Here is a 22,914-nt window from a genome sequence, read left to right as displayed (position 1 = left end):
CCGGGGAAGCTTGGTTCGAATACGAATACAGGCTGCGAGCAGCCCGTCGGCGAGCCGGTCAGGAATTCAGATAAGTGAGCACGGCAAGGACCCGTCGGTGGTCGCCGCGGCTCTGTTCCAGGCCGAGCTTGAGGAAGATGTTGCTGACGTGCTTCTCCACCGCGCCCTCCGAGACCACCAGCTGCTTGGCCACCGCGGTGTTGGTCCGGCCCTCCGCCATCAGCCCCAGCACCTCGCGCTCGCGCGGGGTCAGCCCGGCCAGCACATCGCCCTTGCGGCTGCGGCTGAGCAGCTGCTGGACGACCTCCGGGTCCAGCGCGGTACCGCCCTCGGCGACCCGGACCACCGCGTCCACGAACTCGCGCACCTCGGCGACCCGGTCCTTCAGCAGGTAACCGACACCACGGGTGGATCCGGCCAGCAGTTCGGAGGCGTAGCGCTCCTCGACGAACTGGGAAAGCACCAGCACACCGAGCTGCGGATAGCGGCCACGGAGCGTGACACAGGCCCGGAGGCCCTCGTCGGTGTGGGTGGGGGGCATCCGCACGTCCGACACCACCACGTCGGGCAGCGCGTCGGCGGCGGCCAGGTCGTGGATGGTCTTGATCAGCGCGTCACCGTCCGCGACGCCCGCCACGACCTCCAGGCCCCGGTCGGTGAGCAGCCGGGTCAGGCCCTCCCGCAGCAGTACGGAGTCCTCGGCGATGACGACGCGAAGCATGGCGGCCTTCCGGGTGGGCGGAGCGCGGACACGGTGCTGACGGGTGTCAGTCTCCCCCATCCGGGTGGCCGCCGGGACGCCGGTCGGCGATTCGCGCCGCCCGCCCGTGGGCGTCACATGGTGCGGATGGCCACCGAGTCGCAGAGCGCCTGGAGCGCGTCCTTGGCCGGCCCCTCCGGGAGCGGGTCCAGCATCGCGCGGGCCTCCTCGGCGTGGCGCAGGGTCTCCCGGCGGGCGTGCTCCAGGGCCGGGTGGCGGCGCAGCAGCCGCAGCGCCTCGGCGTGCAGCTCGTCGTCGGCGAGGTCCTGGCGGAGCAGCTCCCGCAGCCGGGTGTCCGAGGGGTCGGACGGATCGGCCGGCATCTGCCGCAGCAGCAGGGTCGGCAGGGTCTCGATGCCCTCGCGCAGATCGGTGCCGGGGGTCTTGCCGGACTCGTGCCCGTCGCTGGCGATGTCGAGCACGTCGTCGGCCAGCTGGAACGCGATGCCGATCCGCTCGCCGAAGGAGCTGAGGATGTCGATCACCCACGGCTCGGCGCCGGCGGCCAGTGCTCCTATCCGGCAGGAGACGGCGATCAGCGAACCGGTCTTGCCGGCCAGTACACCCAGGTAGTGGTCGAGCGGGTCGTCGTCCGGGCCCGGTCCGGCGGTCTCCAGGATCTGGCCGGTGACCAGCCGCTCGAACGCGTCGGCCTGCAGCCGGACGGCCTCCGGGCCGAGGTCGGCCAGCACCTGGGAGGCACGGGAGAAGAGGAAGTCGCCGGTCAGGATGGCGACCGAGTTGTCCCAGCGCGAGTTGGCACTGGGGGCGCCGCGTCTCACCGGGGCCTCGTCCATGACGTCGTCGTGGTACAGCGTGGCGAGGTGGGTGAGCTCGACCACGACGGCGGCCGGGATCACGCCGGTCGCCCCGGCGTCGCCGAACTGGGCGGACAGCAGGACCAGCAGCGGACGGAAGCGCTTCCCGCCCGCGGCCATCAGATGGCTGGCGGTGACGGTGATGAAGGGGACGTCGCTCTTGACGGCCTCGGCGAGCGCGATCTCCACCGCGTCCATCCCGGCCTGGACGTCACGGGTCAGATCGCGGTCCTGCACGCTGAGCCCAAAGGGTCCCACGACGGTCACGAAGACCACTCCTCTGTCCCTGGTCGATCTAGCGGCCCGGTCCCTGAGTGCCGCCGCTGGCCATACAGGCAGGGTATCCGGTCACGAGTGGATCACTGCACGGGCGTGCGGCTCTGTCATGCGCGGGGCGTCCCCGCTGGCCAGCGGGGATGCCCGAACGAAGCGTCCGGGCCGCGCGCGGGGCGCGACCCGGACGGTCGTCGGAGCGGTCGGACCGGGCCGCCGCCGGGGCGTTCGGCCGGGCCGTCGGCGGACGGTCAGCCGACGAAGAACACTGCCTTCGAGGCGAGATCGAGGAAGTACTGCGGCAGCAGTCCGAGCCCGATCGTGACCAGCACGCCGATACCGATCGCGGTCGCCGTGAAGGCGCTCGGGACGGCGACGGTCGGGCCGCCCGGCTGCGGGTCGGAGAAGAACATCAGCACGATGACCCTGATGTAGAAGAACGCCGCCACCGCCGAGCTGAGCACACCCACGATGACCAGCGGGGTGGCGCCGCCTGCTGCCGCGGCCTGGAAGACCGCGAACTTGCCGGTGAAACCCGAGGTCAGCGGGATGCCCGCGAAGGCCAGCAGGAAGAGCGCGAACACCGCCGCGACCAGCGGGGAGCGCCGGCCGAGGCCGGCCCAGCTGGACAGGTGGGTGGCCTCGCCCTTGGAGTCCCGCACCAGGGTGACCACGGCGAAGGCACCGAGCGTCACGAAGGAGTAGGCCAGCAGGTAGAACAGCACCGAGCCGACGCCCTGCCGGTTGCTGGCGATCACACCGGTGAGGATGAACCCGGCGTGCGCGATCGAGGAGTAGGCGAGCAGCCGCTTCACGTCCTGCTGGGTGACGGCCAGCACCGCGCCGACCACCATGGTGAGGATCGCCACACCCCAGAGCACCGGCCGCCAGTCCAGCCGCAGCGCCGGGAAGGCCACGTAGAACAGCCGCAGCACCGCGCCGAACGCGGCCACCTTGGTCGCCGCCGCCATGAAGCCGGTGACCGGGGTCGGCGCGCCCTGGTAGACGTCCGGGGTCCAGGAGTGGAACGGCACCGCGCCGACCTTGAACAGCAGACCGACCGTCAGCATCGCCAGGCCCACCAGCAGCAGGGCGTCGTTCTGGGTCGAGGAGACCAGCGCCGGGGTGAGCAGCGCGTTCCCGGAGATGACCTCGGCGACCTCGCCGAGCCGCACCGTGCCCGCGTAGCCGTACAGCAGCGCGGTGCCGAACAGGAAGAACGCCGAGGCGAAGGCACCGAGCAGGAAGTACTTGACCGCCGCCTCCTGGGAGAGCAGCCGGCGGCGCCGGGCCAGCGCGCAGAGCAGGTAGAGCGGGAGGGAGAAGACCTCCAGCGCCACGAACATGGTCAGCAGGTCGTTGGCCGCGGGGAACAGCAGCATGCCGCCGACCGCGAACATGGTGAGCGGGAAGACCTCACTGGTGGTGAAGCCGGCCCGGATCGCGCTGCGCTCCTGCTCGCCGCCGGGGGTGGCGGCGGCCTGGGCGGCGAAGGCATCGGCCGGCTCGCCGCCGGCCTTGGGCTCCAGCCGGCGCTCGGCGTAGGTCAGCACCGCGACCACCGCGACCAGCAGGATCACGCCCTGCAGGAACAGCGTCGGGCCGTCCAGGGCGACCGCGCCCATCGCGACCGCCTCGACCTTGGTGGTGCCGTAGCCCTGCGCGGCGAGCACCAGGACGGCGACGAAGGCCCCGGCCAGGCCGACCAGTGCCGTGACCACCTGGGCCCAGTGCCGCAGCCGCCGGGGCAGGAAGGCCTCCAGCAGGATGCCGACCACCGCGGCGCCGAACACCACCAGCATCGGCGACAGCTGGCCGTACTCGATGTGCGGCGCGGGGATGCTCTGGGTGCTGCCGCCGGCGGCGGCGAGCCATCCGGTGCTGCTCACTTGTGCTCACCTCCTGAGCGGGCGGTCCCGTCCTGGGCGGTCCCGTGGTCGGCGGACACCGGATGTGCCGGCGCCGGGTCGGTCTGGTGCACCTGCGAGAGGGTCGCGTTCACCGACGGGTTGACGAGGTCGGTGAGCGGCTTCGGGTAGACACCGAGCAGTACGGTCAGTGCCACCAGCGGGGCGACCACGGCGAGTTCGCGGACCTTGAGGTCCGGCATGCCGCGGACCTCCTCCTTGACCGGGCCGGTCATGGTGCGCTGGTAGAGCAGCAGGGCGTACAGCGCGGCGAGCACGATGCCGAAGGTGGCGACGATGCCGACCGCGGGGTAGCGGCTGAAGGTGCCGACCAGGACCAGGAACTCGCTGACGAACGGCGCCAGACCCGGCAGCGAGAGCGTCGCCAGCCCGCCGATCAGGAAGGTCCCGGCGAGCACCGGGGCGACCTTCTGCACACCGCCGTAGTCGGCGATCAGCCGGGAGCCGCGGCGGGAGATCAGGAAGCCGGCCACCAGCATCCACGCGGCGGTGGAGATGCCGTGGTTGACCATGTAGAGGGTGGCACCGCTCTGGCCCTGGCTGGTCATCGCGAAGATGCCCATGATGATGAAGCCGAAGTGCGAGATCGAGGCGTAGGCCACCAGCCGCTTGATGTCCTTCTGGCCGATGGCCAGCAGCGCGCCGTAGACGATCCCGACCAGGGAGAGCACCAGGATCGCCGGGGCGAAGGTCTTCGAGGCGTCCGGGAACAGCCCGAGGCAGAAGCGGAGCATCGCGAAGGTGCCGACCTTGTCCACCACGGCGGTGATCAGCACCGCGGTGCCGGCGGTGGCCTCGCCCATCGCGTTCGGCAGCCAGGTGTGCAGCGGCCAGAGCGGGGCCTTGACCGCGAAGGCGAAGAAGAAGCCGAGGAACAGCGCCTTCTCCGCGGTGCCGCCGATCTGCAGCCGGCCGTCGGCGACCGCCGCGGTGAGCGTCTGCAGGTCGAAGGTGCCGAGGCCCTGATCCTGCGCGATGACGTAGAGGCCGATCACGGCGGCCAGCATGACCAGGCCGCCGAGCAGGTTGTAGAGCAGGAACTTGACCGCCGCGTAGGAGCGCTGGCGGGCGGACTCGGGGCCGCCCGCCCGGTCGCCGAAGCCGCCGATGAGGAAGTACATCGGGATCAGCATGGCTTCGAAGAAGACGTAGAAGAGGAAGACGTCGGTGGCGTAGAAGGAGACGATCACCATCGCCTCCACCGCCAGCACCAGGGCGAAGAACGCCTGGGTGCGCCGCCTGTTCTCGAACGACCCCTCCGGGGGCGCGGCGGCCGGGTCCGCGTCGTGCCAGGACGCGAGCAGCACGACCGGGACCAGGACAGCGGTGAGCAGGGCGAGGACGGCGCCGATGCCGTCCACCCCGAGCGCGAAGGTGATGCCGAAGGAACGGATCCAGCTGTAGGACTCGGTCAGCTGGTAGCGGGCGCCGTCCGGGTCGAAGCGCGCGGCCACCGCGCCGGCCAGGGCCAGGGTGGCGGCGGAGAAGACCATCGCCACGATCTTGGTGTTCCGCCGCCGCGCCTCGGTGGACCCGGCGGGCAGGGCGGCGGTGACCACCGCGCCGACCGCCGGGACGGCGCAGGTGGCGGTGAGGAGGACGCTCATGCCTCGGCCTCCCCACGATGTGTGTAATCCGGGTGCATCAGACGGACCTCATCAGGAGAGTCGTGGCGACCAGCACCAGCGTGCCGCCGAACATGGAGAGCGCGTACGTGCGGACGTAGCCGTTCTGGATCCGCCGCAGCCGGCTGGAGACGCCGCCGATGGTGGCCGCCAGGCCGTTGACGAAACCGTCCAGGCCGCGGCTGTCGAAGTAGACCAGCGCCGCGGCCAGCGCCGAACCGGGCCGGACCAGGACGGCGTGGTTGAAGTCGTCCTGGAGGAGGTCCCGGCGGGCGGCCCGGGTGAGCGGGGAGCCGTACGGCGGCACCACCGGGACGGCGGAGCGGCCGTACATCAGGTACGAGATGGCGACGCCGGCCAGCATGCAGGCGGTGGTGAGCAGGGTGACCACCAGCGGGGTGAGCGGGGAGTTGCCCTCCTCGTGCCCGGTGACCGGCTCCAGCCAGGTGAGGAAGGACTCGTGGAAGGCGAACAGCCCGCCGGCGAAGACCGAGCCGAAGGCCAGCACGATCATCGGAACGGTCATGGTCTTCGGCGACTCGTGCGGGTGCGGGTCGTGGCCCTCGGCGTCCGGCTGCCAGCGCTTCTCGCCGAAGAAGGTCAGGATCATCACCCGGGTCATGTAGAACGCGGTGACGGCGGCGCCGACCAGGGTGCACAGGCCGAGGATCCAGCCCTCGGTGCCGCCCTTGGCGAAGGCCGCCTCGATGATCTTGTCCTTGGAGAAGAAGCCGGACAGCCCGGGGAAGCCGATGATGGCCAGGTAACCGAGGCCGAAGGTGACGAAGGTGACCGGCATGTACTTCCGCAGGCCGCCGTAGTGACGCATGTTCACCTCGTCGTTCATGCCGTGCATGACCGACCCGGCACCGAGGAAGAGCCCGGCCTTGAAGAAGCCGTGGGTCACCAGGTGCATGATGGCGAAGGCGTAGCCGATCGGGCCGAGGCCCGCCGCGAGGATCATGTAGCCGATCTGCGACATGGTCGAGCCGGCCAGCGCCTTCTTGATGTCGTCCTTGGCGCAACCGACGATCGCACCGAAGAGCAGGGTGACCGCGCCGACCACCACCACCGCGGTCTGGGCGTCCGGCGCCAGGTTGAAGATCGCCCCGGAGCGGGTGATCAGGTAGACGCCGGCGGTGACCATGGTGGCCGCGTGGATCAGCGCGGAGACCGGGGTCGGGCCCTCCATCGCGTCCCCGAGCCAGGACTGCAGCGGCACCTGCGCGGACTTGCCGCAGGCGGCGAGCAGCAGCATCAGGCCGATCGCGGTCAGCTTGCCCTCGCTCGCGCTGCCGGCCGCGCCGAACACCGGCTCGAAGGCGAAGGAGCCGAACTCGACGAACATCAGCATGATCGCGATGGACAGGCCCATGTCGCCGACCCGGTTGACGATGAACGCCTTCTTCGCCGCGGTGGCGGCGCTCGGCTTGTGCTGCCAGAAGCCGATCAGCAGGTAGGAGGCGAGACCCACGCCCTCCCAGCCGAAGTACAGCAGCAGGTAGTTGTCGGCCACCACCAGCAGCAGCATGGCCGCCAGGAAGAGGTTCAGATAGGCGAAGAAGCGGCGCCGGCGCTCGTCGTGCGCCATGTAGCCCACCGAGTAGAGGTGGATCAGGGTGCCGACGCCGGTGATCAGCAGGACGAAGGTCATCGAGAGCTGGTCGAGCCGGAAGGAGATGTCGGCCTGGAAGCCGTTCACCGGGATCCAGCTGAACAGGTGCTGGGTCAGTGCGCGGTCCTCCGCGTCCCGGCCCAGCATGTCCGAGAACAGCGCGAGGCCGAAGCCGAAGGAGAGCGCGGCGAGCGCGGTGGCCAGCCAGTGGCCCAGGCGGTCGAAGGCCCGGCCGCCGAGCAGCAGCAGGGCGGCGCCGGCCAGCGGGGCCGCGACCAGCAGGGGAATGAGAGAGTTCACCGAGGTCCTCCGCCTACAGCTTCATCAGGTTGCTGTCGTCGACCGAAGCGGAATGCCTGGTCCGGAAGATCGAGACGATGATCGCGAGGCCCACCACGACCTCGGCCGCCGCCACCACCATGGTGAAGAACGCGATGATCTGGCCGTCCAGGTTCCCGTGCATCCGGGCGAAGGTGACCAGCGCCAGGTTGGAGGCGTTCAGCATCAGCTCGACGCACATGAACAGGACGATCGCGTTCCGCCGGATCAGCACACCGGAGGCGCCGATGGTGAACAACAGGGCGGAGAGATAGAGGTAGTTGACCGGATTCACTCCGCCCCCTCCTCGTCGTGGTCGGACGCCGGGCGGTTCGCCGGCGCCGGGTGGTTGGCGGCCACCGGCTCCAGGGCCTTGCGCGGGCCGGTCACCGGCGGGCGCTCGGACGGCGGGCGGCCCAGCCAGTCGGCGGTGGTGGACTCCAGCTCGGCCATCCTGGCCAGCATCTCCTGGCTGACGTCCCGGATCTGGCCGCGCTCGCGCAGGGTCGCCATCACCGAGTCCTCGGCGATCGAGCCGTCCGGCAGCAGCGCCGGGATGTCCACCGCGTTGTGCCGGGCGTAGATGCCGGGCGCGGGCAGCGGCGGGACCTGGATGTTGTCGGCGACCCGCTGGGCGGCCAGCTCGCGCTGGGTCTTCGGTGCCTTCACGTGCTCGCGGTGGGTCAGCACCATGGCCCCGATCGCGGCCGTGATCAGCAGCGCCCCGGTGACCTCGAAGGCCCACACGTACTTGGTGAAGATCAGCCGGGCCAGACCCTGGACATTGCCCTCGGCGTTGGCCTCGCCGAGACCGGCGAAGGTGTCCAGCTTGGCGTTGGCGATCCCGGCGACCATCAGCACACCGAAGCCCAGCCCGCAGAGCGCGGCGGCGAACCGCTGGCCCTTCAGCTGCTCCTTCAGCGAGTCCGCGCTGGTCACACCGACCAGCATCACCACGAACAGGAAGAGCATCATGATCGCGCCGGTGTAGACCACGATCTGCACCACGCCCAGGAACACTGCACCCTGGGCCATGTAACAGACCGCCAGGGCGAGCATGGTGGCGGCCAGGCAGAGCGCGCTGTGCACCGCCTTGCGCATCAGCAGCGTCCCGAGCGCGCCGCCGACGGCGATCACCGCGAGCACCCAGAACTGGACGGCCTCACCGGTGGAGGTCGCGCCCGTGACGGCCGCGAGGTTCAGCGAGGTGGCGGCGCTCACGACCGGGCCTCCTTCTCCCGCTCGGTGGACTCCTGACGGACCGTGCCCGGCGCCGCCGCGGTGATCTCGCCCCGGTAGTAGGCGCCCTCGTCGGCGCCGGGGAAGATCGAGTGCGGGCTGTCGACCATGCCCTCGGAGAGGCCGACCAGCAGCTGCTCCTTGGTGAAGATGAGGTCCTGGCGGGAGGAGTCCGCGAGCTCGTACTCGTTGGTCATGGTGAGCGCGCGGGTCGGACAGGCCTCGATGCAGAGCCCGCACAGGATGCAGCGGGCGTAGTTGATCTGGTAGACCGCCCCGTACCGCTCACCGGGCGAGTAGCGCTCGTCGTCACGGTTGTCCGCGCCCTCGACGTAGATCGCGTCGGCCGGGCAGGCCCAGGCGCACAGCTCGCAGCCGACGCACTTCTCCAGGCCGTCCGGGTGCCGGTTCAGCTGGTGGCGGCCGTGGAAACGCGGAGCGGTGGGCTTCTTCTGCTCCGGGTACTGCTCGGTGAGCCGCTTCTTGAACATGGCCTTGAAGGTCACGCCGAAGCCGGCGGCCGGTCCGAGGATGGACGGCTTGTCGGCCCGCTCGGGCCGGTCGTTCCGGGCGTTCTGGTCGGACGACATCTCGGTTCAGCTCCCTTCGGAATGGTCGGCCCCGTTGAGGGCGTCCTGCAGTTGCTTCGGGGCGCGGCTGCGCCGGCGCGGGACCGGCGGGAGCTGCTGGCCGGGCAGCGGGGGCACCGGGTAGCCACCGGCCATCGGGGCGAACTCCCCGTGCGGTGCCTCGGACCCGGGCTCCGGCTTGCGCTTCAGGACGTCCCGCAGCAGACCAAGCAGCAGCAGCGCGCCGACCGGGGCGCCGACGTACAGCACCACCTCGCCGAAGCCGTAGCCCTCGTTGCGCAGGGCCCGGACGCTCGCCACCATGACCAGCCAGGCCAGCGAGACCGGGATCAGCACCTTCCAGCCGAGCTTCATGAACTGGTCGTAGCGGAACCGGGGAAGGGTGCCGCGCAGCCAGATGAAGAAGAACAGCAGCAGCTGGATCTTGAGCGTGATCCAGAGCAGCGGCCACCAGCCGTGGTTGGCGCCCTCCCAGAACGTGGAGACCGGCCACGGGGCCCGCCACCCGCCCAGGAACAGGGTGGAGGCGACCGCCGAGACGGTGACCATGTTGACGTACTCGGCCAGCATGAACATCGCGAACTTCAGCGAGGAGTACTCGGTGTTGAAGCCGCCGACGAGCTCGCCCTCGGCCTCCGGGAGGTCGAACGGCGCGCGGTTGGTCTCACCGACCATCGCGACGATGTAGACGATGAACGACACCGGCAGCAGCACCGCGAACCAGGTCGGCTGCTGCGAGGAGACGATCTCCGAGGTGGACATCGAGCCGGAGTAGATGAAGACCGCCGCGAAGGACAGGCCCATCGCGATCTCGTAGCTGATCATCTGGGCCGAGGAGCGGATCCCGCCGAGCAGCGGGTAGGTCGAGCCGGAGGACCAGCCCGCCAGCACGATGCCGTAGATGCCGACCGAGGCGGTGGCCAGGATGTAGAGCAGCGCCACCGGGAAGTCGGTCAGCTGCATCGGCGTCCGGGTGCCGAAGATCGAGATCTCGTCGCCGGCCGGGCCGAAGGGGATCACCGCGAAGGCCATGAACGCCGGGATGGCGCAGACGATCGGGGCCAGGATGTAGACCGCCTTGTCGGCGCCCTTGACCACCAGGTCTTCCTTGAGCGCCAGCTTCACGCCGTCGGCGAGCGACTGCAGCAGTCCCCACGGGCCGTGCCGGTTGGGCCCGATGCGCAGCTGCATCCAGGCCACCACCTTGCGCTCCCAGACGATCGCCACGAGGACCGTGCCGACCAGGAAGCCGAAGCAGAACACCGCCTTCAGCAGGACCAGCCACCACGGATCCCGGCCGAAGAAGCCGAGCGTCTCGTTCGCGGCGAGCTCGGCCAGCGCGGCCGGGCCGTGTCCGGCGAGCGGGTGCGGGTTCGGAGTCACTTCTCCTCCTCCTCGGGCCCGGCCGTCCCGGCCGGCGCGGTGGCCTCGGCGGCGGCGATGGTGACCAGGTGGCCGACGGTGGTGCCGAGCGTCCGGTGGGCGCCGCCCGGGGTGGAGTTGAGCGGGATCCAGACCGTACGGTCCGGCATCTCCTTGCTGATCTCCAGCGGCAGCGTGAGCGAGCCGGCCGGGCCGGTCAGCCGCAGCGCCGGCGCGGTCGCGGCACCGATCTCCGCCGCGGTCGTCGGCGAGATCCGGGCGACCGCGGGGTGCCGGGTGCCGGCCAGGTGCGGGTCACCCTGCTGGAGCGAGCCCCGGTCGAGCAGCAGCCGCCAGCCGGCCAGGACCGCCTGGCCGGTGGCCGGGCGGGGCAGCAGACCGGGGTGGGCGGCCGGCGCGGCCGGACGGTCACCCGTCCAGGGCAGGAACCGGTCCAGCTCCTGCCGGGCGGCGCGGACGTCGGGCAGACCCAGCCGGTGGCCCAGGGCGTCCGCGAGCATGTTCAGCACCCGCAGGTCCGGGTGCAGGTGACGGCCCATCTGCTGGTCCGGCTTGAGCGCGGCCTCGAACATCCGCACCCGGCCCTCCCAGTCCAGGAAGGTACCGGCCTTCTCGGCGACCGCGGCCACCGGCAGCACCACGTCGGCGTGGGCCGTGACCGCGGACGGGCGCAGCTCCAGCGAGAGCACGAACGGGACGGCGGCCAGCGCCGCCTCGGCCAGCGCCGGGTCCGGCAGGTCCTCCGGGTCGACGCCGCCGATCAGGAGCGCGCCGAGTTCACCGCCGAGGGCCGCGGAAAGGATGTCCTCGGTGTCCCGGCCGGGCCGGGCCGGGAGTTCGGCCACGCCCCAGGCCGCGGCGGCCTCGGCCCGGGCGGCCGGGATGTTGACCGGACGGCCGCCGGGCAGCAGGCCGGGCAGGACGCCCGCCTCGACCGCTCCGCGCTCGCCGGCCCTCCGGGGGATCCAGGCCGGCCGGGCACCGGTGGCGTGGGCCAGCCGCAGCACGGCCGACAGGGCGCCGGGGGCGGTGGCCGCCCGCTCGCCGACCAGGATCACCGCTCCGGGGGTGCGGAGCAGCTCGGCGGCGCGGCCGGCGTCGTCGGTGAGCGGCTCGCCGTCGGCGAGCGCGGCCAGCCACTCGGCCTCGGTGCCCGGGGCGGCCGGCAGCAGCGACCCGTGCAGCTTGGCCAGGCCCCGGGAGGCGTGCGCGGCGATCGAGAAGACCGCGAGACCGCTGCTGCGGTTGGCCTTGCGCAGCCGCAGGAAGACGATCGGCGATTCCTCCTCGGGCTCCAGCGCCACCAGCAGGACCGCCGGGGCGGCCTCCAGTGCCTCGTAGTCGAGGGGGGCGCTGCCGCCGATGTCCACGCCCTGCCCCGCGACCTCGGCGGCCAGGAACTCCGCCTCCTCGCCGCTGTGCGGGCGGGCCCGGAAGTCCACGTCGTTGGTGTCGAGCACGACCCGGGCGAACTTGGCGTACGCGTAGGCGTCCTCGACCGTGACCCGGCCGCCGGTGAGCACGCCGGTGCGGGCCTCGCGCAGCCCCTCGGCCGCCCGGGCCAGCGCCTCCGGCCAGGACGCGGCGACGAGTTCGCCGTCCCGCCGGACCAGCGGGGTGGTGATCCGGTCCCGCTGCTGGGCGTAGCGGAAGGCGAACCGGCCCTTGTCGCAGTTCCACTCCTCGTTGACCGCCGGGTCCTCGCCGGCCAGCCGGCGCAGCACCTTGCCACGGCGGTGGTCGGTGCGCTGGGCGCAGCCGGCGGAGCAGTGCTCGCAGACGCTCGGTGAGGAGGTCAGGTCGAACGGGCGGGAGCGGAAACGATAAGCCGCCGAGGTGAGGGCGCCGACCGGGCAGATCTGGATGGTGTTGCCGGAGAAGTACGACTCGAAGTCGTCGCCCTCCCCGGTGCCGACCTGCTGGAGGGCCCCGCGCTCGACCAGGTCGATGAACGGGTCTCCGGCGATCTGCTGGGAGAACCGGGTGCAGCGGGCGCAGAGCACGCAGCGCTCGCGGTCCAGCAGCACCTGGCTGCTGATCGGCACCGGCTTCTCGTAGGTGCGCTTCATGCCCTCGAAGCGGGAGTCGGTGTCACCGGTGGACATCGCCTGGTTCTGCAGCGGGCACTCGCCGCCCTTGTCGCAGACCGGGCAGTCCAGCGGGTGGTTGATCAGCAGCAGCTCCATCACACCGCGCTGGGCCTTCTCGGCGACCGGCGAGCTGAGGTGGGTGCGCACCACCATGCCCTCGGCGACCGGAATGGTGCAGGAGGCGACCGGCTTGCGCTGGCCCTCGATCTCGACGATGCACTGCCGGCAGGCGCCGGCCGGGTCGAGCAGCGGGTGGTCGCAGAAGCGCGGGATCTGGGTGCCGATCTGCTCGGCGGCCCTGATCACCAGGGTCCCCTTGGGGACCTGCACTTCGACGCCGTCGATGGTGAGCGTGACCAGCTCTACCGCGGCCTTGTCGCCCGTGGAGGTGGATGGCTCTGTGATCGTCACGCGTGCACCTCCCTTTCGGTGGCGGACTGGTGGCCGGGGCGGGGGCCGTCGGCCCAGACGGTGGAGGCGGCCGGGTCGAACGGGCAGCGACGCTCGGAGAGGTGCTGCTCGTACTCGGCCCGGAAGTACTGGAGCGAGGAGACGATCGGGCTGGCCGCGCCGTCGCCCAGGGCGCAGAAGGACTTGCCGTTGATGTTGTCGGCGATGTCGAGGAGCTTCTCCAGGTCGCCCTCGACGCCCTGGCCGGCCTCGATCCGCTTGAGCAGCTGGACCAGCCAGTAGGTGCCCTCGCGGCAGGGGGTGCACTTGCCGCAGGACTCGTGGGCGTAGAACTCGGTCCAGCGGGTGACGGCGCGGACCACGCAGGTCGTCTCGTCGAAGATCTGCAGGGCCTTGGTGCCGAGCATCGAGCCGGCCGCGCCGACGCCCTCGTAGTCCAGCGGGACATCGAGGTGCTCGGCGGTGAACATCGGGGTGGATGAGCCGCCCGGGGTCCAGAACTTGAGCTGGTGGCCGGCCCGGATGCCGCCGCTGATGTCGAGCAGCTGGCGCAGGGTGATGCCGAGCGGGGCCTCGTACTGGCCGGGGTTGGTGACGTGGCCGGAGAGCGAGTAGAGCGTGAAGCCGGGGGACTTCTCGGTGCCCAGGCCCTTGAACCACTCCTTGCCGCGGGCCAGGATCGGCGGCACCGAGGCGATCGACTCGACGTTGTTCACCACGGTCGGGCAGGCGTAGAGGCCCGCGATGGCCGGGAACGGCGGGCGCAGCCTGGGCTGGCCCCGGCGTCCCTCCAGCGAGTCCAGCAGCGCCGTCTCCTCGCCGCAGATGTAGGCGCCGGCGCCGGCATGGACGGTGATGTCGAGGTCGAGTCCGGAACCGAGGATGTTCCGGCCGAGCAGCCCGGCCTGGTAGGCCTCGGCGACGGCGGCCTGGAGCCGGCGCAGCACCGGGACGACCTCGCCGCGCAGGTAGATGAAGGCGTGGTCGCAGCGGATCGCGTAGGACGCGATGATCATGCCCTCGATCAGCGAGTGCGGGTTGGCGAACAGCAGCGGGATGTCCTTGCAGGTACCCGGCTCGGACTCGTCCGCGTTGACCACCAGGTAGTGCGGCTTGCCGTCGTTCTGCGGGATGAACTGCCACTTCAGACCGGTGGGGAAGCCGGCGCCGCCGCGACCGCGCAGACCGGAGTCCTTGACCAGGGCGATCACGTCGTCCGGGGGCATCGCGAGGGCGGCCTCGAGGCCCTCGTAGCCGGCGTGGCGGCGGTAGGTGGCGAGCGTCCAGGGGCGGTTGTCGTCCCAGAACGCCGACAGCACGGGAGTGAGCAGCTTCTCGGCCGGCTCGGCGGAGGTCATCACGCTTCCGTCCCTTCCTGGCCGGTGCCCTCGGCGGACCCGCCCTCGTGGCGCGCGCCCTCGTGGCGGGGGGAGACGACGCGGGTGCCGCCGGTGCCGGGCAGTGCCTCGCCGCGGGCCAGCCGCAGACCGGCCAGCGAGGCAGCGCCGCCGGCGCCCGACTCGTCGACGGCGCCGGGGCGCTCGTCGGGGAAGCCGGCCAGGATCCGCGCGGAGTCCTTGAAGGAGCAGAGCCGGGCGCCCCGGGTGGGGACGGCCTCGCGGCCCGCGCGCAGGTCGTCGACCAGCAGCTTGGCGCTCTCCGGCGTCTGGTTGTCGAAGAACTCCCAGTTGACCATCACCACCGGCGCGTAGTCGCAGGCGGCGTTGCACTCGATGTGCTCGATCGAGATCCGGCCGTCCTCGGTGGTCTCGTTGTTCGCGATCCCGAGGTGCTCCTGGAGCTCGGCGAAGATCTGGTCGCCGCCGAGCACCGCGCACAGGGTGTTGGTGCAGACCCCGACGTGGTATTCGCCCGCGGGCCGGCGCCGGTACATGGTGTAGAACGTGGCGACGGCGGTGACCTCGGCGGTGGTGAGCTCCAGTTGCTCCGCGCAGAACCGGATGCCGGTCGGGCTGACGAAGCCCTCCTCGGCCTGCACCAGGTGCAGCAGCGGCAGCAGCGCGGACCGGGCCACCGGGTAGCGGCCGATCAGCTCGGCGGCGTCGGCGGCCAGCCGGGCGTGCACCTCCTCGGGGTACGGCCTGGCCGGCAGCGCCGGCATCCCCAGTTGGACGTCTGTCACCGGTCCACGCCTCCCATCACCGGGTCGATCCCGGCCACCGAGACGATGACGTCGGCCACCTGGCCGCCCTCGCACATCGCCGCCATCGTCTGCAGATTGGTGAACGACGGGTCCCGGAAGTGGACCCGGTAAGGGCGGGTCCCGCCGTCGCTGACCACGTGCACGCCCAGCTCGCCCTTGGGCGACTCGACCGCCGCGTAGGCCTGGCCGACCGGGACCCGGAAGCCCTCCGTGACCAGCTTGAAGTGGTGGATCAGGGCCTCCATCGAGGTGCCCATGATCTTCCGGATGTGGTCCAGGGAGTTGCCCATGCCGTCCGGGCCGACCGCGAGTTGGGCCGGCCAGGCGATCTTCTTGTCCGCCACCATGACCGGACCGGGGCGCAGCCGGTCCAGGCACTGCTCGACGATCCGCAGCGACTGCTTCATCTCCTCCAGCCGGATCAGGAAGCGGCCGTAGGAGTCGGCGCCGTCCGCGACCGCGACCTCGAAGTCGTAGTTCTCGTAGCCGCAGTACGGGTCGGTCTTGCGCAGGTCGTGCGGCAGGCCGGTGGCACGCAGGATCGGACCGGTGGCACCGAGGGCGAGGCAGCCGGGCAGGTCGAGGAAGCCCACGTCGACCAGGCGGGCCTTGAACACCGGGTTGCCGGTCGCGAGTTTGTCGTACTCGTGCATCCGGGAGCGGATGGTCTTCACGGCCTCGCGGATCTGGTCGACCGCGCCGGGCGGGAGGTCCTGGGCGAGGCCGCCCGGGCGGACGTAGGCGTGGTTCATCCGCAGGCCGGTGACCAGCTCGAAGACGTCCAGGATCAGCTCGCGGTCGCGGAAGCCGTAGATCATCAGGGTGGTGGAGCCGATCTCCATACCGCCGGTGGCCAGGCAGACCAGGTGGGACGAGATCCGGTTGAGCTCCATCATCAGCACCCGGATGACATCGGCCCGTTCCGGGATGTCGTCGGTGATGCCGAGCAGCTTCTCGACCGCCAGGCAGTAGGCGGTCTCGTTGAACAGCGGGGTCAGGTAGTCCATGCGGGTCACGAAGGTGGTGCCCTGGACCCAGCTGCGGAACTCCATGTTCTTCTCGATGCCGGTGTGGAGGTAGCCGATGCCGCAGCGGGCCTCGGTCACCGTCTCGCCGTCGATCTCCAGGATCAGCCGGAGCACCCCGTGGGTGGAGGGGTGCTGGGGGCCCATGTTGACGATGATGCGCTCGTCGTCGGCCCGGGCGACGGCGTCGACCACCTCGCCCCAGTCGCCGCCGGTGACCGTGAAGACCCGGCCCTCAGTGGTTTCCCGAGCGCCCGCCTCGGCCGCGCCGCCCTGGTTCGTCTCCTCGTAGTGCTGGGTGCTCATCAGCTGTACGACCTCCGCTGGTCGGGCGCCGGGATCTGGGCGCCCTTGTACTCGACGGGGATGCCGCCGAGCGGGTAGTCCTTGCGCTGCGGGTGTCCCAGCCAGTCGTCCGGCATCATGATCCGGGTGAGGGCCGGGTGCCCCTCGAAGACCAGGCCGAAGAAGTCGTAGGCCTCGCGCTCGTGCCAGTCGTTGGTGGGATAGACGCTCACCACGGACGGGATGCGCGGATCCGCGTCCGGCGCGGTGACCTCCAGCCGGATCAGCCGGCCGTGGGTGATCGAGCGCAGGTGGTAGACCGCGTGCAGTTCCCGGCCCTTGTCGCCCGGGTAGTGCACGCCGCTCACGCCGAGGCAGAGCTCGAACCGCAGTGCCGGATCGTCGCGCAGGGTGCGCGCGGTGCGGAGGAGGTGCTCGCGGGCGATCCGGAAGGTGAGCTCGGCGCGGTCGACGACGGTCTTCTCGATCACCTCGGCCGGGTCGAGGCCCTGTTCCTCCAGGGCGCCCTCCAACTCGTCGGCGACCTCGTCGAACCAGCCGCCGTACGGGCGCTCGGTGGCTCCCGGCAGGACGACCGGGGCGACCAGGCCGCCGAAGCCGGAGGTGTCGCCGCTGCCCTGGGCACCGAACATGCCCTGCCGACGGCCGACCACCTCGACCGGGATCTCGCGGTGCGGCTGCTCGCGGCGGGTCTCGGGTACCTGGTCGTTCATCGCAGCAGCCCCCGCATCTCGCTCACCGGGGTGGCCTGCAGCGCGAGCGCCTCGCCCAGCTCCTCGGCACGGCGCTTGTTCACGCCGAGCGGCTCGTGCTGGATCTTGTCGTGCAGCTTCAGGATCGCGTCCATCAGCATCTCCGGACGCGGCGGGCAGCCGGGCAGGTAGATGTCCACCGGGACGATGTGGTCGACGCCCTGCACGATCGCGTAGTTGTTGAACATCCCGCCCGAGGAGGCGCAGACGCCCATCGAGATGACCCACTTCGGGTTGGCCATCTGGTCGTAGACCTGGCGCAGCACCGGGGCCATCTTCTGGCTCACCCGGCCCGCCACGATCATCAGATCGGCCTGCCGGGGCGAGCCCCGGAACACCTCCATGCCGAAGCGCGCCAGGTCGTAGCGGCCCGCACCGGTGGTCATCATCTCGATCGCGCAGCAGGCCAGCCCGAAGGTGGCCGGGAAGAGCGACGCCTTGCGTACCCAGCCGGCCGCTGTCTCCACGGTCGTGAGCAGAAAGCCGCTCGGCAGCTTCTCCTCGATTCCCATCAGATCCCTCTCAATGCCCTCAAGTCCTGTGGTTCGCCCACCCGTTCGGGCCTGTCCGCTCGTTCGGGCCTGTCCGTCCGCCCGGGCCTGCGCCCGCTCGGGCTTGTCCGCCCGTTCACAAGGTCCGACGGAGGCCCGGTCTCCGGCCCCTCCCCCGACTCAGTCCCACTCCAGGCCGCCGCGACGCCAGACGTAGGCGTACGCGACGAAGACAGTGGCGATGAACAGGAGCATCTCGACCAGTCCGAAGATCCCCAGGGCGTCGAAACTCACCGCCCACGGATAGAGAAAGACGATCTCGATGTCGAAGACGATGAAGAGCATCGCCGTCAGGTAGTACTTGATCGGGAACCGACCGCCGCCCACGGGCTGCGGGGTCGGCTCGATGCCGCACTCGTACGCCTCCAACTTGGCCCGGTTGTACCGCTTGGGCCCGGTCAGTGAGGCCATCACGACGGAGCCGACCGCGAACGCCGCCGCGATGGCACCGAGTACGAGGATCGGCGCGTAGGCATTCATAGCCCCCGCTCCCTCCGTCCAGTCGTCCTTGACTGCAGATCGGAACCGTCGGGTCACACTGCGGTGAACCCGGCGTTCCAGTTCCCGGGATCCACCCCATGTGAGGCAGTTCACAAAGCCTGGAACGAGCGCATCCTATGCCCGTCGGCTTGTGATCTGCGACACGCAGTTCAAGACGATCTTTGTGATCTCCGCCACCTTGTGAATCGTGATGAAGGTGAGCATGACGAGAGTTGTCAACGCAAAGAAGTCAAATGGTCACAAGCAGTCGCATTTATCTGCGAAGCGGCTGGTCAGGGGTGTAGTCCTATATCAACTTCGTCTAGCGGAAGGCAAATTTCCGGGCGTCATGTTGACGTGTTATAGCGGCTCACCCTCAGGGGTGGCGGTACCGCGAACGCCCGCTTGACCCTTCGTTCACAAGCACGCCGAGCGCAGGCCGGAGCGTCTCCCGGCAGCTGGCCGGGGCGCCTCTCGGCGGTGAGTCGGGGGTACGCCCCGGCGGTGGGCCACGGTGCCTCGGTCCGGCCGTGGGTAGGGTCGACTGCCAGGGGTGGGGCGGGGTACGTCCGGGCAGTACCCCGCCGGGTCGGAGCGGCTCAGGCTCCGCTCTCCCAGGCCCATGCGGCGATGCCGACCCGATTGCGCGCGCCGAGCTTCCGTTGGACCGAGGCCAGGTGGTTCTTCACCGTGCCGGCGCTGATGAACAGTTGCTCCGCGATCTCGCCATTGGTGGCACCGTCCGCGACGAGCCGCGCGATCTCCTTCTCACGTGCGGTGAGTTCCTCGACCGGGCCGATCCGCTCGCTCTCCGCGATCCGCCCGCCCAGGGGTCGCCGCTGCCCCTGACCGGCGGCACCGCCGGTGGCGCTGCCTCCGGTGAGTCCTCCGGTGCTTCCTCCGAATCCGTGCCCGCTACCGCCGCCGGAGAGTTGGCGGAGCAGGCGGACGGTGATCTGCGGGCTGATCAACGCGTCCCCCGCCACGGCGGACCGGACCGCCTCCGCGAGCAGCGCGGGCCCCGATCGCTTGAGCAGAAAGCCCGCCGCCCCGGCGCGAAGCGCCTCGTGCACGTACTCGTCCAGATCGAAGGTGGTCACCACGACCACCCGGAACTTCCCGCCCAGCCGCCGGGTCAGCTCCAGGCCGTCCAGCCTCGGCATCCGGATATCGGCGAGGATCACGTCCGGACGCAGCCGCTCGGCCAGGGCGACGGCCACTTCGCCGTCCGCGGCCGCGTCGACCACCTCGATGTCGGGCTGCGCGTCGAGAATGATCCGGTACGCGCTGCGGATCGCCTCGTCGTCGTCGGCAAGGAGCACCCGGATGCTCATCGGCCGATCCTCCTTCCGTTCCCCGGCAGGGCGTCTGTGCCGCGCCTGCCGCTCCCGTTCCGCCTGTCGATTCCGCCGTCGCGGTGGTCCCGCTCCCGCCTCGAAGCGGTGCGGGTCTCCCTTAACCCCGGAGCCGCTAACCGATCTTCAAGGGCATGGTGACCACCACCTGCCAACCGTTGCCCTCGCGGCCGGCGCTCAGCGTGCCCCCCAGCGCCTCCACCCGGGCGGACAGACCTGCCAGTCCACTGCCGCCCCCGCCCCGCCTCGACCCGGACGGCGATACGGCCCCACCACCGTCGTCCCGGACCCGTACTGTCAACCGCCGCCCCTCGCTCCGCACCCGTACGTCGACCACGCGGGCGGCGGGAGCATGCCGCCGCACATTGGTCAGGGCCTCGACCACGATCCGGTACGCGGTGGCCGCCACCTCCCGGGGGACCGTCGGCTCCTCGGCCGGAGCGTCCAGTCGCGCCACCACATCACCCGAGCCGGTGAACCGCGCGGTGAGCTCGGCCAGTTCGGCCAGGCCGGGCTGCGGGGCACGCTCCGGACCGTCCCCGTCCTCACTGCGGAGCAGGTGGACCGTCCGGTCGAGCGAGGCCAGGGCCTGCAACCCGGCCTGCTCTATCCGCTCGAACAGAGCCGCTGCCCGAACCGGGTCGAAGGCCGCCAGTACTGTGCCCGCCTGCGCCTGGGCGACCATGCCGCTGACGTCGTGAGCGACGAAGTCGTGCAGATCGTGCGCGAGTTCGAGTCGCTGGGCACGCCTGGCCGCGGCCACCGAGCGCCGTCGCCCCTCGTCCAGCCCGCGCAGGTAGAGCCCGATCAGGACGGGCGGCAGCGTGAGGGCCGAGCCGAAGCCGAAGAGGGTCAGCGCACCCACCGCGCCGGCCGCGTCCTGGAAACGGGACGGCCAGAGCGCGACCGCGCCGCCGATCGTCCAGACCGCGACGGCTCCGCGCCGACCGCCATCGGCTCGCAGCGTCAGGACCACCAGTGCCAGCAGGGAGGCGAGTTCGAGCATGCCGACCAGACCCGTCCAGCGCTCGGACTCGGCCCAGCGGCCGGCCGCCCAGGCACCGAACGTGGCCCCGATCGACACCACGGCGGCTGCCAGGCACACCGTCGCGATCCCGAACCGGGAACGAAGGAACCACCCGCAGAGAACCGCAGCCGGGGCTGCCAACGCCAGCATCTGACTCATCATCGCCTCCTTCCTGCGAGCAGCCTACGGATCGTCGGAGGTCCCCGCCTCTGCCGATCGGCACATATCCGCACCTGATTCGAGCAGCCAGAACAGCCCGATCGGCACTGACCGCGGGCCCGGTCGGACGGCCAGTCTTGATCCCGTCGGACCGGCCACGAGGGCCGGCCGGGAAGGAGTCGGCCACCATGTCCAGCACCGCGTCCGTCGCACCCGCCGCACCCGTCACAGGCGTTGAGGTCGGTCCGGCCACCGCCGCCGGCCCCCGGGCCGCCCGGAAGCGCGCCGACCGTCCGGACGGCACCCCCCGCTGGGCCGAGCTGGCCGCCAGGGCCACCGTCTGGACCACCGTGCCGTCCGGGCTCTGGCGGCTCGCCCTCGGCGTCGGCGTCCCGGTCGGCTTCAGCGGCGAGCTGGCCGCGGTGTTCCAGAACAACACCCCCGGCTGGGGCACCGCGTACCTCGTCGCGCTGAGCGGACTGGCCGAGTTCGTGGCCTTCCTCACCCTGGGACTGGTCCGGCCCTGGGGCGAGGTGGTCCCGTCCTGGATCCCGCTGATCGGCGGCCGGACCGTCCGGCCGCTCGCCGCGATCGTTCCCGCCGCGATCGGCTCGACCGTACTGACCTGCCTCGGGACGGGCGCGCTGTTCGGCGGCTGGGCCGAGCAGTTGAGCGATCCCGAGGCGCCCCAGGGCCTCGCCGCAGTGATCATGACCCTCTGCTACCTGCCCATGGTCGCCTGGGGTCCGCTGGTCGCCGCGGTCACCTTCGCCTACGCCCGCCGCACCCTGGGGCGGCGGCGGTGACCGGGCCGACGGCGGCCGGAATCAGGACCGCCCGTACCGGAGGCCCGGCCCGCGGTCACACCGGGACGGACACCGGCTCCACCGGATCGGCCTCCCGGCGCGGTGCCGAGGCGGTCCGGCGGCCCCACTCGGTGCCGACCAGGACGAGGGCACCGCCCAGCAGGGCGAGCGGTCCGAGGTGGTTACCCGCCAGGGTGATGCCGAACACCGCCGCCCACAGCGGTTCGGTGCCCAGCAGCAGGCTGACCCGGGAGGGCGAGGTGGTGCGGACGGCCCACATCTGCACGAAGAACGCGAACAGCGTGCAGAGCAGCGTCAGATGGAGCAGCCAGCCCCACTGCGCCGCCCCGTAGGTGGCCGCGACCGTCCAGGGCAGCGGACCGACAAACGGTGCGACAGCGGCGAACACCAGCGTCGCGGTGGCCAGTTGGACCCAGGTGACGGCCAGCGTGTCGGTCTCCCGGATCGCCCGGACGCGGGCGGTGGCCAGCACATTGACCGTCCGCACAACGGCGGCACCCAGCACCAGCAGGTCCCCGGCCGACGGGGCCCGCAGCCCACCGTCGCCGGTCAGCAGCGCGATGCCCACCACCGCCAGACCGGCTGCCGCGAGGAAGGGGCGCGGCAACGGCGTCCGGGCGAGTGCGCTCTCCGCGAGCGGGGTGAACACGATCGTCAGGCTGATGATCAGACCCGCATTGGTCGCCGATGTGTGCACCGCACCGAAGGTCTCCAGGAGGAAGATCGCACCGAGCACCAGCCCAAGGGCGGCCCCGCCCAGCCACTCGGCACGACTCAGCCGCCGCAGCGCCCGCCAGGCGAACAGCCCGAGCACGGGCAGGACCAGACCGAACCGCAGGGCCAGCATCGCCACCACCGTGTCGGGCTCGGCCACGCGCTGCACGGCCAGGAAGCTCGACCCCCACACCACCGCGACCAGAAGTACCGGAAGATCACGCAGAAGGACGGACGACGATGCGCGCATGGGCGGGACCCTCTCAGGACGAACGGAAGCGACAAGCGAGAGTCGCGCACGTCGTCGGACGGATCCCGGAGTTGAGCAGGCGAGCGTCATCCTCGCGCACCGAAGCGTTCCCGATCAACGGTTTTCGCCCCGCACCCGTCACGTCGCTCCCGCCGCAGCCTGTCTGTCGAACCCCGCCCACCGAACCCTTCCCACCGACCCCTACCGGATCTCCACCCCGGCATGGATGATGTCGCCATGACAATGCAGTTGCC

At 71.1% G+C, this 22,914-nt stretch carries 20 protein-coding genes; 1 reads left to right on the top strand and 19 read right to left on the bottom strand.

Annotation, left to right across the window (positions count from 1 at the left end):
• Positions 1 to 58 precede the first annotated feature (58 nt).
• The 18 genes from ACIPYS_RS13065 to ACIPYS_RS12980 form a co-directional block, all read right to left on the bottom strand.
• Complete coding sequence (locus tag ACIPYS_RS13065) at positions 59 to 721, bottom strand: response regulator transcription factor (protein ID WP_093860841.1); 663 nt, start codon at positions 719 to 721, stop codon at positions 59 to 61.
• A 113-nt stretch (positions 722 to 834) separates the two neighbouring features.
• Positions 835 to 1,845, bottom strand: coding sequence for a polyprenyl synthetase family protein (locus ACIPYS_RS13060; protein ID WP_093864938.1), 1,011 nt, complete (start codon positions 1,843 to 1,845; stop codon positions 835 to 837).
• 257 nt (positions 1,846 to 2,102) lie between these two features.
• Entirely contained in the window at positions 2,103 to 3,740 is a 1,638-nt protein-coding gene (nuoN, locus tag ACIPYS_RS13055) for an NADH-quinone oxidoreductase subunit NuoN (RefSeq protein WP_400745839.1), read from the bottom strand.
• A complete protein-coding gene (locus ACIPYS_RS13050; RefSeq protein ID WP_093860843.1) occupies positions 3,737 to 5,386 on the bottom strand; it encodes an NADH-quinone oxidoreductase subunit M in 1,650 nt (549 codons plus the stop codon). Before ACIPYS_RS13050 ends, nuoN begins: the two co-directional genes overlap by 4 nt.
• Before the next feature lie 37 nt (positions 5,387 to 5,423).
• Positions 5,424 to 7,319, bottom strand: a complete 1,896-nt coding sequence (gene nuoL, locus ACIPYS_RS13045) for an NADH-quinone oxidoreductase subunit L (RefSeq protein ID WP_400745837.1) — start codon at positions 7,317 to 7,319, stop codon at positions 5,424 to 5,426.
• 13 nt (positions 7,320 to 7,332) lie between these two features.
• Positions 7,333 to 7,632, bottom strand: coding sequence for an NADH-quinone oxidoreductase subunit NuoK (nuoK, locus tag ACIPYS_RS13040; protein ID WP_093860845.1), 300 nt, complete (start codon positions 7,630 to 7,632; stop codon positions 7,333 to 7,335).
• Positions 7,629 to 8,558 carry an NADH-quinone oxidoreductase subunit J gene (locus ACIPYS_RS13035; RefSeq protein WP_400745834.1) on the bottom strand — a complete coding sequence of 310 codons (930 nt, stop codon included), beginning with the start codon at positions 8,556 to 8,558 and terminating at the stop codon, positions 7,629 to 7,631. Before ACIPYS_RS13035 ends, nuoK begins: the two co-directional genes overlap by 4 nt.
• Positions 8,555 to 9,166, bottom strand: coding sequence for an NADH-quinone oxidoreductase subunit NuoI (gene nuoI, locus ACIPYS_RS13030; protein ID WP_093860846.1), 612 nt, complete (start codon positions 9,164 to 9,166; stop codon positions 8,555 to 8,557). Before nuoI ends, ACIPYS_RS13035 begins: the two co-directional genes overlap by 4 nt.
• 6 nt (positions 9,167 to 9,172) lie before the next feature.
• Positions 9,173 to 10,549, bottom strand: coding sequence for an NADH-quinone oxidoreductase subunit NuoH (gene nuoH / locus ACIPYS_RS13025; RefSeq protein ID WP_400745832.1), 1,377 nt, complete (start codon positions 10,547 to 10,549; stop codon positions 9,173 to 9,175).
• The gene (locus ACIPYS_RS13020) at positions 10,546 to 13,050 is read right to left on the bottom strand and encodes an NADH-quinone oxidoreductase subunit G (protein ID WP_093860848.1); all 2,505 of its coding nucleotides are present in this window, start codon (positions 13,048 to 13,050) and stop codon (positions 10,546 to 10,548) included. Before ACIPYS_RS13020 ends, nuoH begins: the two co-directional genes overlap by 4 nt.
• On the bottom strand, positions 13,047 to 14,408 hold the full coding sequence (nuoF, locus tag ACIPYS_RS13015) for an NADH-quinone oxidoreductase subunit NuoF (RefSeq protein ID WP_400745830.1): 1,362 nt from the start codon (positions 14,406 to 14,408) through the stop codon (positions 13,047 to 13,049). Before nuoF ends, ACIPYS_RS13020 begins: the two co-directional genes overlap by 4 nt.
• Entirely contained in the window at positions 14,408 to 15,172 is a 765-nt protein-coding gene (gene nuoE / locus ACIPYS_RS13010) for an NADH-quinone oxidoreductase subunit NuoE (RefSeq protein WP_093860850.1), read from the bottom strand. Before nuoE ends, nuoF begins: the two co-directional genes overlap by 1 nt.
• Positions 15,173 to 15,189: 17 nt before the next feature.
• Entirely contained in the window at positions 15,190 to 16,545 is a 1,356-nt protein-coding gene (locus ACIPYS_RS13005; RefSeq protein WP_093860851.1) for an NADH-quinone oxidoreductase subunit D, read from the bottom strand.
• The gene (locus tag ACIPYS_RS13000; RefSeq protein ID WP_093860852.1) at positions 16,545 to 17,258 is read right to left on the bottom strand and encodes an NADH-quinone oxidoreductase subunit C; all 714 of its coding nucleotides are present in this window, start codon (positions 17,256 to 17,258) and stop codon (positions 16,545 to 16,547) included. Before ACIPYS_RS13000 ends, ACIPYS_RS13005 begins: the two co-directional genes overlap by 1 nt.
• Positions 17,255 to 17,809, bottom strand: coding sequence for an NADH-quinone oxidoreductase subunit B family protein (locus ACIPYS_RS12995; RefSeq protein WP_030300882.1), 555 nt, complete (start codon positions 17,807 to 17,809; stop codon positions 17,255 to 17,257). Before ACIPYS_RS12995 ends, ACIPYS_RS13000 begins: the two co-directional genes overlap by 4 nt.
• Before the next feature lie 159 nt (positions 17,810 to 17,968).
• Positions 17,969 to 18,328 carry an NADH-quinone oxidoreductase subunit A gene (locus tag ACIPYS_RS12990; protein ID WP_014137597.1) on the bottom strand — a complete coding sequence of 120 codons (360 nt, stop codon included), beginning with the start codon at positions 18,326 to 18,328 and terminating at the stop codon, positions 17,969 to 17,971.
• Positions 18,329 to 18,927: 599 nt separating this feature from the next.
• Positions 18,928 to 19,662: a response regulator gene (locus ACIPYS_RS12985; RefSeq protein ID WP_400745827.1), complete on the bottom strand. Its 735-nt coding sequence runs from the start codon at positions 19,660 to 19,662 to the stop codon at positions 18,928 to 18,930.
• 136 nt (positions 19,663 to 19,798) lie between these two features.
• Positions 19,799 to 20,788, bottom strand: coding sequence for a sensor histidine kinase (locus ACIPYS_RS12980; protein WP_400745825.1), 990 nt, complete (start codon positions 20,786 to 20,788; stop codon positions 19,799 to 19,801).
• 269 nt (positions 20,789 to 21,057) lie between these two features.
• Here ACIPYS_RS12980 and ACIPYS_RS12975 point away from each other — a divergent pair, with 269 nt between their 5' ends.
• Positions 21,058 to 21,675 carry a hypothetical protein gene (locus ACIPYS_RS12975; RefSeq protein ID WP_400745823.1) on the top strand — a complete coding sequence of 206 codons (618 nt, stop codon included), beginning with the start codon at positions 21,058 to 21,060 and terminating at the stop codon, positions 21,673 to 21,675.
• Positions 21,676 to 21,730: 55 nt separating this feature from the next.
• Here ACIPYS_RS12975 and ACIPYS_RS12970 read toward each other — a convergent pair whose 3' ends face one another.
• On the bottom strand, positions 21,731 to 22,660 hold the full coding sequence (locus ACIPYS_RS12970; RefSeq protein ID WP_400745821.1) for a DMT family transporter: 930 nt from the start codon (positions 22,658 to 22,660) through the stop codon (positions 21,731 to 21,733).
• Positions 22,661 to 22,914 lie beyond the last annotated feature (254 nt).

Source organism: Kitasatospora sp. NPDC089913 (assembly GCF_044748625.1).
GTDB lineage: Bacteria > Actinomycetota > Actinomycetes > Streptomycetales > Streptomycetaceae > Kitasatospora.
Note: the sequence above shows the minus strand (reverse complement) of the source record. Positions and strands in the feature narration are given on the sequence as shown.